The 14,239-nt window shown below is 67.4% G+C and carries 13 protein-coding genes; all 13 read left to right on the top strand.

What is annotated here, in order from left to right; genetic code table 11:
• Positions 1-353: 353 nt before the first annotated feature.
• The 13 genes from WD184_10765 (at position 354) to WD184_10825 (ending at position 14,154) form a co-directional block, all read left to right on the top strand.
• Positions 354-2,066, top strand: coding sequence for a proline--tRNA ligase (locus WD184_10765; protein MEX0827218.1), 1,713 nt, complete (start codon positions 354-356; stop codon positions 2,064-2,066).
• 138 nt (positions 2,067-2,204) lie between these two features.
• On the top strand, positions 2,205-2,696 hold the full coding sequence (rimP, locus tag WD184_10770; GenBank protein ID MEX0827219.1) for a ribosome maturation factor RimP: 492 nt from the start codon (positions 2,205-2,207) through the stop codon (positions 2,694-2,696).
• Positions 2,693-3,886, top strand: coding sequence for a transcription termination factor NusA (nusA, locus tag WD184_10775; GenBank protein ID MEX0827220.1), 1,194 nt, complete (start codon positions 2,693-2,695; stop codon positions 3,884-3,886). Before rimP ends, nusA begins: the two co-directional genes overlap by 4 nt.
• A 42-nt stretch (positions 3,887-3,928) precedes the next feature.
• Positions 3,929-6,064: a translation initiation factor IF-2 gene (infB, locus tag WD184_10780; GenBank protein ID MEX0827221.1), complete on the top strand. Its 2,136-nt coding sequence runs from the start codon at positions 3,929-3,931 to the stop codon at positions 6,062-6,064.
• A gap of 212 nt (positions 6,065-6,276) precedes the next feature.
• The gene (locus tag WD184_10785; protein ID MEX0827222.1) at positions 6,277-6,564 is read left to right on the top strand and encodes a DUF503 domain-containing protein; all 288 of its coding nucleotides are present in this window, start codon (positions 6,277-6,279) and stop codon (positions 6,562-6,564) included.
• Positions 6,561-6,941, top strand: a complete 381-nt coding sequence (gene rbfA, locus WD184_10790) for a 30S ribosome-binding factor RbfA (GenBank protein MEX0827223.1) — start codon at positions 6,561-6,563, stop codon at positions 6,939-6,941. The genes WD184_10785 and rbfA overlap by 4 nt, the downstream gene beginning before the upstream one ends.
• A complete protein-coding gene (locus WD184_10795; GenBank protein ID MEX0827224.1) occupies positions 6,913-7,869 on the top strand; it encodes a bifunctional oligoribonuclease/PAP phosphatase NrnA in 957 nt (318 codons plus the stop codon). The genes rbfA and WD184_10795 overlap by 29 nt, the downstream gene beginning before the upstream one ends.
• Positions 7,862-8,749: a tRNA pseudouridine(55) synthase TruB gene (gene truB / locus WD184_10800; protein ID MEX0827225.1), complete on the top strand. Its 888-nt coding sequence runs from the start codon at positions 7,862-7,864 to the stop codon at positions 8,747-8,749. The genes WD184_10795 and truB overlap by 8 nt, the downstream gene beginning before the upstream one ends.
• Positions 8,746-9,672, top strand: coding sequence for a bifunctional riboflavin kinase/FAD synthetase (locus WD184_10805; GenBank protein ID MEX0827226.1), 927 nt, complete (start codon positions 8,746-8,748; stop codon positions 9,670-9,672). Before truB ends, WD184_10805 begins: the two co-directional genes overlap by 4 nt.
• 90 nt (positions 9,673-9,762) lie before the next feature.
• Complete coding sequence (locus WD184_10810) at positions 9,763-10,800, top strand: hypothetical protein (GenBank protein ID MEX0827227.1); 1,038 nt, start codon at positions 9,763-9,765, stop codon at positions 10,798-10,800.
• A gap of 187 nt (positions 10,801-10,987) precedes the next feature.
• Positions 10,988-11,245, top strand: a complete 258-nt coding sequence (gene rpsO, locus WD184_10815; GenBank protein ID MEX0827228.1) for a 30S ribosomal protein S15 — start codon at positions 10,988-10,990, stop codon at positions 11,243-11,245.
• A gap of 153 nt (positions 11,246-11,398) precedes the next feature.
• A complete protein-coding gene (locus tag WD184_10820) occupies positions 11,399-13,834 on the top strand; it encodes a polyribonucleotide nucleotidyltransferase (GenBank protein MEX0827229.1) in 2,436 nt (811 codons plus the stop codon).
• 128 nt (positions 13,835-13,962) lie between these two features.
• Complete coding sequence (locus WD184_10825) at positions 13,963-14,154, top strand: hypothetical protein (protein MEX0827230.1); 192 nt, start codon at positions 13,963-13,965, stop codon at positions 14,152-14,154.
• Positions 14,155-14,239: the final 85 nt, after the last annotated feature.

Consider the following 14,239-nt stretch of genomic DNA (forward strand, 5'->3'; position numbering starts at 1 on the left):
CGACGCTGTTCGTCAAGATCGGATCGCCAGTCGTCTTCCATTCCCCCACCTCACGCAACAGAGGTCAAGACCGATTTGCCACCCATCGCCCTCCGGTGGCGAGGACTCGGAAGTTGGCCTCGCTGAGGATGTCGATCGTCTGCTCCCTGACGCGTTCCCACGTGTGCCGCAGGGTGCCGCCGACCTCCAGCGATCATCCCTCGCCGAGTCGGTCGCCGAGGTCTGAAAGCGCTCCCCGGAGAGTCCCCCTTGCGGGAGGCGGGAGGCGTGGCCATGGCCCAAGGCGGCCGGGAGCCGCCAGAAGGCGGAAGGCCCTCTTGCTGGAGACTGGAGACTTCCTATCCTCGCCTCTCATGCGATGGTCACGCGCCTTCATTCCCACGCTTCGGGAGGATCCGACCGACGCCGAGTCGGCCAATCACCGGTTGCTGGTGCGCGGCGGCTTCATTCGGCGGCTGATGGCGGGGTCGTGGTCGCTGTTGCCGCTCGGCAAGCGGGTCGCCGACAAGGTGGAGCGGATCATCCGCGAGGAGATGAATCGCATCGGCGGCCAGGAGATGCTGCTCCCGGTGGTACACCCCGCCGATCCCTGGAAGAAGACCGGCCGCTGGGACGACGTCGAGGGCATCGTGGTGAAGTTCCAGGATCGCAAGGAGAGCGATCTGCTCCTGGCGATCACCCACGAGGAGATCTTCACGCTGATCGCCGCGGAGCTCTCGTCGTACCGGCAGCTCCCGCAGCTCTGGTACCACCTGCAGACCAAGTTCCGTGACGAGCCCCGGCCCAGGGGAGGCCTCCTCCGGGTACGCGAATTCACCATGAAGGATTCGTACTCCTTCGATGTCGACCGGGCGGGCCTCGACGTGCAATTCGAGGCGCACCGCGGTGCCTACTCGAGGATCTTCGAGCGTCTCGGGCTGGAGGTGATCCCGGTGCAAGCCTCGTCGGGGACGATGGGCGGCAAGGAGTCGGTCGAGTTCATGGTGGAGAGCGAGGCCGGCGAGGACGACATCGTGGTGTGCCCCAACTGCGGGTACGCCGCCAACACCGAACGGGCCACATCGGGGGCCCCGCCCGTCGAGGACGAGCCGTGGGAGGGTGAGCCGGCGGAGTTCGATACCCCGGGGATCCGGACTATCGCAGCCCTGGCCGACGCCTTCGACTTCGCCTCCCCCGAGCAGCAGATCAAGACGCTTGCCTACGTCGTCGGGGGCGAGCTGACGCTGATCCTGCTTCCCGGGCACCACGAGTTGATGGAACAGAAGCTGATCGACGGCCTGGGGACGTTCGATCTCCGTCCCGCCCACGACGACGAGATCGTCGCCGCCCTCGGTGCCCACCCCGGCAGCCTGGGTGCTGTTGGAGTCCGCCACCTCCGGGTTATCGCCGACCCGGCACTGCGGGGACGCTTCAACATGGTGACCGGGGCCAACCGAGACGACTGGCACCTGCGCGGCGTAGACGTGGAGCGGGACATTGCAGTCGACCAGTGGCTCGGCGTACGGCTCACGAAGCTCGGGGACCCATGCATTGAGTGCGGGTCGCCCGTGCAGGTGCTCCGTTCCATCGAGGTGGGCCACATCTTCAAACTCGGCACCAAGTACGCCGAGGCGCTCGGGGCGCGCGTTGTCGACGAGCAGGGCGAGGAGCGCGTCATCTGGATGGGGTCGTACGGCATCGGCGTCGGCCGCAGCGTGGCGGCGATCGTCGAATCGTCTTTCGACGACAAGGGGATCGTCTGGCCGACGGCGATGGCCCCGTACGAGGCGGTGGTGACCGTGATCAAGATGGACGACGTCCCCACCGTGGCGGCGGCAGATGCGATCTATCAGGGGTTGGGGGACGCGGGCATCGATGTGATCATCGACGACCGTGAGGAACGGCCCGGGGTGAAATTCGCCGACGCAGAACTGATCGGCATCCCGTATCGTGTGACCGTCGGCCCCAAGGGCCTGGCCTCCGGAACGGTGGAGATCACCCGACGGAGGGACGGTGTCACCGAGTCGGTGCCCGTCGACCAGGCCGTGGCGACGGTGGCCAAGGCGGTCCTGGCGGAGCGACGCTGACGGCTTCCTCGAACCGAGAACCTCTCAAATTCGTGGCGTTTTCTGGGGAAAACCGCCTGGTATACTCACGCGTCAAGCGAGAGGACGCGTAGAGGTGGGTCTTCCGAACCCACTTCTCTTTTTGTGAGGAGTCGACGGATGGTCGAGGCGGATGGCCGGCTCTGGGAGACCCTGGAGCCGTTTCTCGTTGCGGAGGGAGCAGAGCTCGACGACGTCGAGCTGCTCGGCCGCGGCGCGGGCCGCATCGTCCGGGTGACCGTCGACGCCGCAGGCGGCATCGGCGTCGATCGTCTCGCCGACCTCTCGAAGGGCCTTTCCCGCCTCCTCGACGAAGAAGAGGTTCTCGACGGCCCGTACACCCTCGAGGTCAGCTCTCCCGGGCTCGAGCGCCGCCTCCGCCGTCCGGCTCATTTCGGCAAGGCCATCGGACGCGAGGTCATCATCAAGACCCGCGAGCCCATCGAGGGCGCCCAGAGCCATCGGGGGATTCTGAACGCGGTCGTGGACGACTCGGTAGCCGTCGCTGTCGACGGCCGGGATGTCCGCATCCCTCTCTCCGAGGTCGCACAGGCGAAGACCGTCTTTCGGTGGGAGAAGCCTGCCAAGCCCGGCAAACGAGGTGCGGCATGAACGAGAATTTCATGGAAGAACTCGACCTTCTCGAGCGCGAGAAGGGCGTGCCCAAGGAGATGATCCTCGACGCCCTGGCCAACGCCCTCGTATCGGCCTACAAGCGGAGCCCGGGAGCGGCTGAAGAGGCGCGGGTGACCATCGACCAGGACTCGGGCGAGATCACCGTGTATGGCCAGGAACTCGACGAAGACGGCAACGTCACCCGTGAGTGGGAAGACACCCCCAGCGACTTCGGCCGCATCGGCGCCCAGACCGCCAAGCAGGTCATCCTGCAGCGGCTGCGCGACGCCAAGCGAGCCCAGGTGTTCGACATATACGAGGGCCGTGAAGGCGACCTGGTGACCGGGATCGTCCAGCAGTCCGACCATCGCACCGTGATCCTCGACCTCGGCAATGCCGAAGCCGTGATGCCCGCGGGCGAGCGCATCGCTTACGAACGGCTCGAGCGGGGTGCCCGGGTGAAGGCCCTCATCCTCGAGGTGCGAGCCGAGCCCAAGGGCCCGCAGATCGTGGTCAGCCGCAGCCACCCCGACTTCATCAGGAGGCTCTTCGAGCTCGAAGTGCCCGAGTTGGTCGAAGGCACCATCGAGATCAGGGCGATTGCTCGCGATGCCGGCCATCGCACCAAGATCGCGGTCGCATCGAACGATTCCAACGTCGATCCGGTCGGCGCATGCGTCGGTGCTCGCGGATCCCGGGTTCGTCAGGTGGTCAACGAGCTGCGTGGCGAGAAGGTCGACATCGTGGAGTGGCGTGAGGACGTCAAGCAGTTCATTGCCGAAGCCCTGAGCCCCGCCAAGGTGCGCTCGGTGACCCTCGACGACGAGGCGATGGAGGCCATCGTGGTGGTGCCCGACCACCAGCTGTCGCTCGCCATCGGCAAGGAGGGCCAGAACGCTCGCCTCGCCGCCCGGCTCAGCGGCTACCGCATCGACATTCGCCCCGAGAACGAGCCCGAGCCCGAAATCGCCCCCGCCGCAGCCCCCGCGGAAGAGGCCCCTGCAGCCGCAGCCGCCGAGACACCCGAAGCCGCCGACGAAGTCGAGGCCGCGGTGGCCGCAGCCGGCGAGGAAGCCGCCGACTCGGACGACTCGGACGACTCAGATGAAGTCGACTCCGACCCGTCTTCCGACGACGAACCCGCCGCATCGTCCGACGAGGACGAGGAGCCGGCGCCCGGGGCCTGACCCCGTGCGTGGCACAATGACGAAGACCCCCGGAGGCTGATCATGCGCGTCTACGAACTTGCCCGTGACCTGGGCATGGAATCGAAGGATGTGCTGGCGCGCGTCCATGAGTTGGGCGTCGATGCCAAGACCGCTTCGTCCGGCATTTCCGACGACGATGCCGCACTCGTCAGACTCTCCTACGAAGAGGAGAAGGCGGCAACTGCGGCACCTGCCGCGCCCGCTGCTCCCACCCCCGCCGCCGAACCCGCCGCGGTGACCCTCGAGGTGGTCGTCGACGAAGACGACGACGATGACGTCGATGAGGACGGTGCCGAGGACGGCGATGGCGACGGCCCCGAGATGCGGGCAAAGTCCGGCAAGCGCAAGGGGCGGCTGGTCGGCGACGACGGCCCCGCGCCGCGCCGGCCGGTGACCGTGCGCGAAGGCATCACCGTCCAGGAGTTCTCCGACCTCACCCGCCGCCCGGTAGGGATCGTGGTTCGGGAACTGATCACCCGCGGCCTGATGGCTGGCGCCACCCAGCCGATCCCTGTCGAGATGCTCGAAGTGGTGGGGGAGGCCCTGGGTTACGACGTGACCGTGGAGAAGGCCGTTGCCCCGGCCGTCGTCCCGGATGAGCCGTTGGTGCGTCCCAAGCGCGAATTCGCCGACGATCCCGCCACCCTGAAGCTGCGTCCCCCGGTCGTCACCGTGATGGGCCACGTCGACCACGGCAAGACCCAGCTGCTCGACACCATCCGGCGCACCAACGTCGTCGCCGGCGAGGCAGGCCGCATCACCCAGCACATCGGCGCCTATCAGGCAGGCATCGGCGACAAGAAGATCACCTTCATCGACACTCCCGGCCACGAGGCGTTCACCTCGCTGCGTGCCCGTGGGGCGGAAGTGACCGACGTCGTCGTTCTCGTGGTCGGTGCCGACGATGGCGTCATGCCGCAGACGGTGGAGGCGATCAGCCACGCCAAGGCCGCCGGGGTGCCGATCGTGATCGCCATAAACAAGATGGACCTCCCCGGCGCCGATCCCGCCACGGTCCGGGCCCAGCTCACCGAGCACGGCATCATCGTCGAAGGCCTCGGCGGCGACGTCATCAGTGCTGAGGTCTCCGCCCTCACCGGCCAGGGCATCGAGCAGCTGCTCGAGTACCTCGGCCTCATCGCCGAGATCGAAGAATTCTCGGCGAACCCGGATGCTCCGGCCTCCGGCACGGTCATCGAGTCCCAGCTCGAAAAGGGTCGGGGTCCGGTGACCACCCTCATCGTGCAGCGCGGCACCCTCAATCGGGGTGATGCCATCGTCGCCGGAGCGGTCTCCGGGCGGGTGCGGGCGATGTTCGATCATGCCGGCGAGCAGATCGAAACCGCCGGGCCGAGCACTCCTGTGGTCGTCATGGGATGGGACGACGTCCCCCAGGCAGGAGACTTCTTCGAGGCAGTCGCCGATGACAAGACCGCACGGGCGATGGCCGCCGATCGGGAAACGGCGACGCGCGACCGAGATCTGTTCGTGCCCACGGCGGCCGCTCGCCTCAGCCAGTTGCTCGACGACCTCCGTACCGCCGACGACGCCGAGTTGCCGATCATCGTGAAGGCCGATGCCCATGGGTCGCTCGAGGCGATCCGGGATTCGGTTGCCAAGATCGGCCGCGAAGGCGGGTCCATTTCGATCATCCACGCCGCAGTCGGCGGCATCACCGAGACCGACGTCCTTCTTGCGGAGACCACCAACGCCATCGTGTTCGGCTTCAACGTGCGCCCCGACGCCAACTCCCGCAAGGCGGCAGAGGCGGCCGGGGTCGAGGTCCGGACCTACCGGATCATCTACGAACTGCTCGACGACATCGAAGCGATCCTCGTGGGGCGCCTCGCCCCCGACGAGGTCGAGCGTGTCACCGGTTCTGCCGAAGTTCGGGCAACCTTCCGGGCGCCGCGCTTCGGCACCATCGCCGGCTCGTATGTCACCGAGGGCGAGATCACCCGCGGTTCCAAGGTGCGGCTGGTACGTAACGGCGTCGTCGTATACGACGGCGTCATCGCCTCCCTCCGGCGCTTCAAGGACGACGTCCGCTCGGTCGCCTCCGGCTTCGAATGCGGTATCGCCCTGGAGAACTTCCGCGACGTAAAGGAAGGCGACGTGATGGAGACGTACGAGGTGCGAGAGGTAGCGCGGACGTAGGGACGCCACCAGCCTCCCACAAGAGCGTCCTCCCCCGGCTTCCGGGGGAGGTGCCGAAGCGAAGCGAGGCGGAGGGGGCAGCGGAGACAGCGTGCGGTCCGACGACGGAGCCTTCTCCAGGAACCGGGACAGTCCTGCTCGCACCGATTGACTTTCTGGCGAATCGCCAATCGCCAATTGCCTTTCGCGCCGAGCAAAGCGAGGCTTCTTCCATGCACGCCGCCGCTCTCCGCATCGAGATCCGTCTGTCTGACGTTCATTCGCTCAAGGGGAAGCGGGCGATCTTGCGGCCGGTGATTCGGCGGCTGCGGGCGATGGAGTTGTCGGTGAGCGAGGTGGATCACCAGGACACCTGGCAACGCGCCACACTGGGGGTGGCCGTTATCGCCCCGCAGGCGGGGCGGCTCGACGAGGTGGTGGCGACCGTGCAGCGCTCGCTCCTGGAGGATCCGACGATCGAGGTCATCGAAGTGGACGTGACGCACATGGAGATTCCGTGACCCGCGGCGGCCCGCGTATGAGGCGCGTCAACGAGCTCCTGCGAGAGGTGATCGCCGATGAGGTGGCCCGCCTCAAGGATCCCGGTCTCGGGTTCGTCACCATCACCGGGGTCGACACCTCGCCCGACCTGCGCGCGGCCCGGGTCTACTATTCGGTGCTCGGCGACGCCGGCCAGCAGAAGGAGACTGCCGCCGCCCTGGAGAGGGCTTCGTCGCGAATCCGGGCCGCTACCGGCGGCCAGGTGCGCATGAAGTACCTGCCGAGGATCGAGTTCGAGTTGGACGAGTCGATCGAGCGCGGCGTCCGAATGGAGGCGCTCTTTCGTCAACTGGGAGAGGAGGAGTCCGATGAAGGAAGCCCTGCGGAAGGCGGCTGAAGTCATCGAGGCCGCCGACACGCTGGCGATCTCCTGCCATGTGTCTCCCGACGGCGACGCCCTCGGTTCTGCCCTCGGGCTCGCCCATGCGGCGATCGCCGCCGGCAAGGGCGCGGTGGTGTCCTTCGGTACCCCCTTCGTGGTACCTCCGTCGCTCGGCTTCCTCGACGGCTCTCCGTTGGTGAAGCCCAAGGACTTCCCCGAGGAACCAGCGGTCATGGTGGTCTTCGATGTGGGGTCCTTCGACCGCCTGGTAGAGCTCGGATCCTCGGCGAAGCGGGCCGGCACTTTGATCGTGGTCGACCACCACGTGACCAACCAGGGTTTCGGCGACGTGCAGATCATCGACGGGTCGGTGGCGGCATCGGGCCAGTTGGCGGTCTACCTCCTCGACGAATTGGGATGGACGATCGATGAGAAGGTGGCGACCTGTCTGCTCACGGCCATCGTCACCGATACCGGCCGCTTTCAGTACTCCTCCACCTCCCCCGAGACCCTGCGGGTGGCCGCCCGGTTGGTCGAGGCGGGGGCCCGTCCCGAGATGATCGGACAGCACGTCTACGAGTCGGTGGCGTTCGGATACCTGAAGGCGTCGTCCCTGGTGCTCGGGCGGGCCGAGCTCGACGAAGACCTTGCCATGGTGTGGTCGTGGGTGGGCCACCAGGACCTGTCCAGCTCGGGCGCCCGCTATGAGGACCTCGACGGCCTGATCGACGACATCCGGATCGCCCGAGAGGCCGAGGTGGCGGTGCTCCTCAAAGAGGTCGACAAGGGGTGGAAGGTGAGCATGCGGTCCCGCGGCGGGGTCGACGTCGGCTCCATCGCGGTGGCCCACGGCGGTGGCGGCCATCACAACGCCTCGGGTTTCACGGCCACCGGCACCGTCGACGAGATAGTCGAGGCGATCCGGGCGCAACTTCGTGGTTGACGGGTTTCTCCTCGTCGACAAACCGACGGGATGGACCTCGCACGATGTCGTTGCCCGGGCGCGGTCGTTGCTCAGGGAGCGCAAGATCGGTCATGCGGGCACGCTCGACCCGATGGCCACCGGCCTCCTGGTGCTGGGGGTCGGCCGGGCTACCCGGCTGATTCGTTTCGCCCAGGAGGGCGTCAAGGTCTACGAGGCCACTGCCCTGTTCGGAGTGGCCACCGACACCCTCGACGCCGATGGGGGGATTCTGTCGCGCGACGAGATGCATGTCACCGAGGACGAGGTTCGCGTCGCGGTCAAGCGCTTCATCGGGCGGATCCCGCAAGTGCCTCCGATGGTCTCGGCCAAGAAGGTCGATGGCCGTCGGCTGTACGAAATGGCGCGGGTGGGGCTCGAGGTCGAGCGCGAGCCGGTGATGGTGCAAATCCACGATATCGAGGTGCTCGACGTGTCGCCGGGGCCATACCCCGAGGTCGAATTGCGGGTCCGGTGCGGCACCGGAACCTATGTGAGGACTCTGGCCGACGACATTGCCGCCGCGCTCGGCGGGCGGGCGCACCTGACGGCGCTCCGCCGAACCTCCACCGGCTCGCTTTCGGTGGACGATGCCCACACGATCGAGCAACTGGCCGCTGCGGCCGACGGCGGCAGCATCGCCGACCTGGTCATGCCGTCTGCCGAGGCCCTTTGCGATCTGCCCGCGGTGACCGTTGCCTCCGACACTGCGGTCGCGGTCGGCCACGGGTCGGTCTTCCCGGCGGCGGCGCTGGGAATCGACCAGGCGGGGCATCACCGCATCCTCGACGGCAGCGGCAACCTGCTGGCGGTTTACCAGTCCGACGGCCGCCGCGCCTCGCCAGAGGTGGTGCTGGCGTGAAGGTGCTTCGCGGCGATCCGGCGGGATGGATTTTGGGGGCGGGTCGCGGTGCGTTCGCGGTGGGGGTGTTCGATGGGGTCCACCTCGGGCATCGCCACATCCTGTCGGTGCTCCGCGATCGCGCGGCGGAGACGGGTCTCACCCCGAAGGTGCTGACATTCGAGCCGCACCCGTTGAGGATCGTCGCCCCCGATCACGCTCCGGCGATGCTCACCGGCATCGACCATCGGCTCGAGCTGCTGGCGGCACTCGGGGTGGAGGTGACCGCGGTTCTCGAGTTCGACGAGAAGGTGCGGGAGTGGACCCCGGCCAGGTTCCTTGCCGAGACGCTGGCCGGGCCGCTGGCGGCAGAACTGGTGGTGGTGGGCGAGGACTTCCGGTTTGGCAAGGACCGCATCGGGGATGTCGCCATGCTCGGCGAGCTGGGGAGCCGGCTGGGTCTGAAGTCCGAAGTCGTGTCGTTGGTCGGCGGCGACACGCCGGTTTCGTCGACCCGGATTCGGGAGATGATCATCGCCGGCGACGTCAGCGGCGCGGCGGTGTCACTCGCCCGGCCCCATGAGCTCTGGGGGGAGGTGGTGCCGGGTGATGGGCGGGGCCGCACCATCGGGATCCCGACCGCCAACCTGGCGGTGCCACCGGAGATGGCGATCCCGCAACGGGGGGTATACGCCGTGACCGTCGGCCGCCACGCCGACGAGGCGTTGCCTGCGGTCGCCAACGTCGGGGTCCGACCCACCTTCGGCGGGGAGGTCGAGACCATCGAAGCCCACCTGTTCGACTTCGATGCCGACCTCTACGGCCAACACCTGCGGGTGCGTTTCATCGATCGGATCCGCGGCGAGCAGAAGTTCGAGAGTGCCGAGGCACTCGTCCAGCAGATCGGCCGCGACATCGAGTGGGCCCGTCACCTGCTCACCTGAACCGCCTTCGAGTCGCCCCCCTTGACTGGAGTGGTGTGGCGGGGCACCCTGCCCTCCCCGCCCTTCCCCGGAAGGGGCACCGTGGTCTCTTTGCTGGTGGCCTCCCTGTGGCTGGGTGGCCTGGGTCTCACCGAGGGGGAGCAGCCGGTGGTGCCGACCGACACCAGGCCCCCGGCGGAGGAGCCGGCGGTGCCCGCCGGCGACCGTCCAACGAACCCCATCGTTCCCGCCGCCATCGGGATGGGGGCGATGCTCGGCCTGTTGCTTTCCCGGCGGGAGGGGCCGGGGGCGGCCCTGATGCTGGAGGCACCCGAGGAGAACCTCGTGGTCTTCGTCCCGGGTCACGGTCACGGTCCGGGCCAGCAGGTGTTCGACGACCTGGTCGACCTGATGGGGATCGACCCCGAGGACGCCCGCTTCTTCGACTACCGGCTCGCCGGAGGATGGCCAGATGCAGAGATGGCGTCGCAGCACCTCCCTGTCAGAGACGCCGCCTCGTCCCTCAACTCGTATCTCGATGCGGTGGCTGAAGAGGGGCGGCCGATCTACCTGGTCGGGTTCAGCAAGGGAGGCGCCACCGTCGCCCACTTGATCGCCGCCTGGGACGACGGGGCGTATGGGCCGAATGATTCGGTCACCGGCGCCGCCCTGCTCGACCCCCCGCTGGCGGCGGGATCGCTCGGCTGGGCGCAGAGCGCCGGGCGTTTCTGGGGATCGGTCCCCGACGACGGAGGCTACGACCCGGTGCGCTGCGACTTCATCTGGGTCGGGTGCGAGGACGCCCGGGACAACCTCGGCGACGCATCCGGGGTCGACGTGGTGGTCGTTCGTAATCCCCGCGCGGGGGTGACGTCCTTCTCGGACTTTCCCGAGGCGCTGCGCATCTACAACGCCGTCGACGAGGGGCCAGGGCTCTGGGACCAGCTGTGGCGCAACCCGTTCGGCCTGCCAGCCCGGATCTCCCAGGCGCATCATGCCGTTCTCGACGACCCGGAGGTGGCCCGGTGCCTGGTCGCAGAGATGTGGGACCCCGGATCGTGCGAACTACCCCGCCACGAGCCCTTCCGCTACCCGGTCTGGCGCCAGCCAGTAGCCGCGCGAGCCCATCGAGGGATATGGCCGATCTAGGTGCAGGCTCGCCTTCGGCTTCCGGCATCCGCAAGAAATGCGGCGGCCGGCCCCGAGGAAGCCTTTAGTGGCGTCGCGCATTGCGCATTGCGCATTGCGCATTGCGTATCGCGTTCGACGGAATGGACCCCCTCGTACGTCTGTTACAGTTCATGTCGCTAGAGGAGTTCTCCTCCAGCGCTTTCCCATGAAAGACACCAAGACCATCGTCGCCGAGCACGGCAAACACGCCACGGACACGGGTGCGCCCGAGGTCCAGGTGGCGCTGCTCACCGAGAAGATCAATCATCTCACCGAGCATCTGAAGGTCCACACCAAGGACCATCACAGCCGCCGTGGTCTCCTGATGATGGTGGGCCAGCGTCGCCGGCTGCTCGACTACCTGCGTAGGCAGGACGTCGAGCGCTATCGCGACATCATCGCCCGTCTGGGTCTGCGCCGCTGAAATCTCGCCTTTGGGTCGGGTTTCGTGGTTGCATGGGGGGCACAGAATGACGGAGGGCGGCCTCGTCAGTTGCTAGTTGCCACCCCTCGACACGTATCGAGGCGTGACCACTGGTAATTGACGGCCCGCTCTCCACAACAGAAAAGAGAGAGCGTGTCCGAAGTATCCGCACGCACCACAGTCGGTGCGGTCGAGATCGAGTTCACCACCGGACGGTTGGCCCTTCAGGCCGACGGTGCCGTGGTCGCCAAGGCGGGGGGAACAGAAATCCTCGCCACCGCAGTCGCCAACCGGCGTCTTCGTGAAGGGGTCGACTTCTTCCCCCTCACCGTCGATGTCGAGGAGCGCATGTATGCCGCCGGGAAGATCCCCGGGTCGTTCTTCCGCCGTGAAGGCCGTCCCACCGACCGGGCGGTCCTCACCTGCCGCCTCATCGACCGGCCGCTGCGCCCGTCGTTTCGCGAGGGGTATCGATCTGAGACGCACATCGTCGCCACGATCATGTCGGTCGACGAGGTCAACCCTTATGACGTGATCGCCCTGAATGCGGCCTCGGCGGCGCTGATGGTCAGCCCGATTCCGTTCGAGGGGCCGATCGCCGCAGTGCGCTTGGCGTACTTGCACGGCGAGTGGATTCCGATGCCGTCGTTCGAGCAGCTGAATGAGGCGGTCTTCGACCTGGTCGTCGCCGGCAAGCGCAATGCCGAAGGCAACGTGGACATCGCGATGGTGGAAGCGGGGGCAACAGAAAACGCCCTCCGCTTCATCGAAGATGGCCAGGCGCCCACCGATGAGGCTGCGGTCGCCCGCGGGCTCGAGGAGAGCAAGGCGTACATCGCCGCTCTGCTCGATGCCCAGATCGAGCTGCGCTCGCAGGTGGAGATCCCCGAGATGGAGTGGCCGGTCGTCACCGACTACTCCGACGAGCTCTACGGCCGCATCGAAACCCTCGCCAAGGCACGCCTTTCCGAGGTGTACCGGATCGAGGGCAAGCAAGACCGCAACACGGCCGAGGACGAAACCCTCGTCGCGGTGCTGGCCGAGGCCGGCCTCGCCGAGGGCGACGACGATTTCGGCGCCGCCAAGCGGGCCTTCAAGTCGGTCGCCAAGAAGGTGATGCGCCAGCGCGTTATCGACGATGGCATCCGGCTCGACGGTCGCGGCATCGGTGATGTCCGTCCGATCGTCGTCGACACCGGGTTGGTGTCGCGGGCCCATGGGTCGGCGCTCTTCCAGCGCGGTGAGACCCAGGTGCTCAACGTGACAACGGTCGGCATGCTCCGGATGGAGCAGTTGCTCGACACCATCTCGATGGAGGAGAGGAAGCGGTACATGCACCACTACAACTTCCCGCCCTTCTCCACCGGCGAGGTCGGCTTCATGCGCGGCCCCAAGCGGCGGGAGGTGGGCCACGGGGCCCTGGCCGAGAAGGCGGTCCATCCGATCGTGCCGACGGCAGACGAGTTCCCCTACGCCTTCCGCCTCGTATCCGAGGTGCTGTCGAGCAACGGGTCGTCGTCGATGGCCTCGGTCTGTGGTTCGAGCCTCTCGCTGATGGATGCGGGCGTGCCGGTGAAGGCCGCGGTCGCCGGGGTGGCGATGGGCCTCATCGCCCACGACGGCAACTTCGTGACGCTCACCGACATCCTCGGTGCCGAGGACGCCCTTGGCGACATGGACTTCAAGGTGGCCGGCACTGCCGACGTCATCACCGCCCTGCAGCTCGACACCAAGATCGAGTCGCTGCCGGCGGAGGTGCTGTCGCAGGCTCTCGACCAGGCACGGACCGCCCGGCTCCACATCCTCGGTGAGATGAACAAGGTCATCTCGAAGCCGAGGGCGGAGTTGAGCGCCAACGCCCCGCGTATCGAGGCGGTGCAGGTGCCCAAGGACAAGCTCGGCGAGATCATCGGCCCCAAGGGCAAGGTCATCCGCGAGATCGAAGAGAAGACCGGTGCCACGCTCGAGATCGACGACGACGGCACGGTGCGTATCGGCGCAACCGACGGAGAGTCGCTGCAGAAGGCCAAGGACTGGGTGTTGGCGATCGCCTTCCCGCCCGAGGCCGTGGTCGGCAAGGAGTACGAGGGCGAAGTGGTGAACATCACCAAGTTCGGTGCTTTCGTCAACATCCTGCCGGGCAGGGACGGGCTGCTGCACATCTCGAAGATCGGCGGCAACAAGCGGATCGACAACGTCGAGGACGTGTACTCGCTGGGTGACAAGGTCCAGGTCGTGGTCCGTGAGATCGACGACCGGGGCAAGGTAAGCCTCGACGTCGCCGGCGCCGAGGTTCCCTCGGGCGACGACGACGACAACTCGGCCCCCGAACCGGGCAACAGCGACCGCGGCGAGCGCGACCGGACCCCCGACCGCGCCCCCCGCGGCGGCCGCGACGGCGCCAGCGGCGGCGGCAGCAGCGATCGTGGCAACCGCGATGGCGGCGCCAGCCGCGATCGGGGAAGCCGTGACCGCGGCGGAGACCGCAGCGGCAGCCGGGGAGGCGACCGCAAGCCGGCCGCCGCCCCCGCCGAGAAGCCCGGCCGTTCGGTCGTCTCCTTCGAAGAGGAGTTCGAAAGCGGGAAGTAGCAAGGCGGCCAACGGCCGCCCCGCGATCTGGCGATTAGCCCAGAAGCGGTTGGGGTCTTACGGGGTCCCAACCGCTTCTTTATGGGTGACCAGGTCAATTCTTTCGGGCGAAATGCCGATGTGGGGGGATGAAGGTTCGTTCATTCATCGCCTGCTTCCTGATCGTCACCGCGTGTGGCGGTGGGGGTGATCCGTCGGTGCCCGCAGGGCAGGACGACGGGCTCATCACCGGAAATGTCGAGCGGTCCCAAGAGGTCGCCGACCAGGCGAGCGATCGGGAGAGCGAACTCGAACAGATCGTGGAGGACATGGGGGGATAGCCCCCAGCCTCCATCCTCCAGCAAGAGGCGCGCTAGTCGGGTTCTGCCTTTCGCTCTTCGCCTTTCGCATCCCATAAGGCGCTCT

The organism is Acidimicrobiia bacterium (assembly GCA_040878325.1).
GTDB lineage: Bacteria > Actinomycetota > Acidimicrobiia > Spongiisociales > UBA11373 > JAUYIV01.

What these genes read in the sequence shown, in the direction of transcription:
- WD184_10765 (MEX0827218.1), top strand. Translation starts at nt 354, where the DNA reads ATGCGATGGTCACGCGCCTTCATTCCCACGCTTCGGGAGGATCCGACC.
- rimP (MEX0827219.1), top strand. Translation starts at nt 2,205, where the DNA reads ATGGTCGAGGCGGATGGCCGGCTCTGGGAGACCCTGGAGCCGTTTCTC.
- nusA (MEX0827220.1), top strand. Translation starts at nt 2,693, where the DNA reads ATGAACGAGAATTTCATGGAAGAACTCGACCTTCTCGAGCGCGAGAAG.
- infB (MEX0827221.1), top strand. Translation starts at nt 3,929, where the DNA reads ATGCGCGTCTACGAACTTGCCCGTGACCTGGGCATGGAATCGAAGGAT.
- WD184_10785 (MEX0827222.1), top strand. Translation starts at nt 6,277, where the DNA reads ATGCACGCCGCCGCTCTCCGCATCGAGATCCGTCTGTCTGACGTTCAT.
- WD184_10795 (MEX0827224.1), top strand. Translation starts at nt 6,913, where the DNA reads ATGAAGGAAGCCCTGCGGAAGGCGGCTGAAGTCATCGAGGCCGCCGAC.
- rpsO (MEX0827228.1), top strand. Translation starts at nt 10,988, where the DNA reads ATGAAAGACACCAAGACCATCGTCGCCGAGCACGGCAAACACGCCACG.
- WD184_10825 (MEX0827230.1), top strand. Translation starts at nt 13,963, where the DNA reads ATGAAGGTTCGTTCATTCATCGCCTGCTTCCTGATCGTCACCGCGTGT.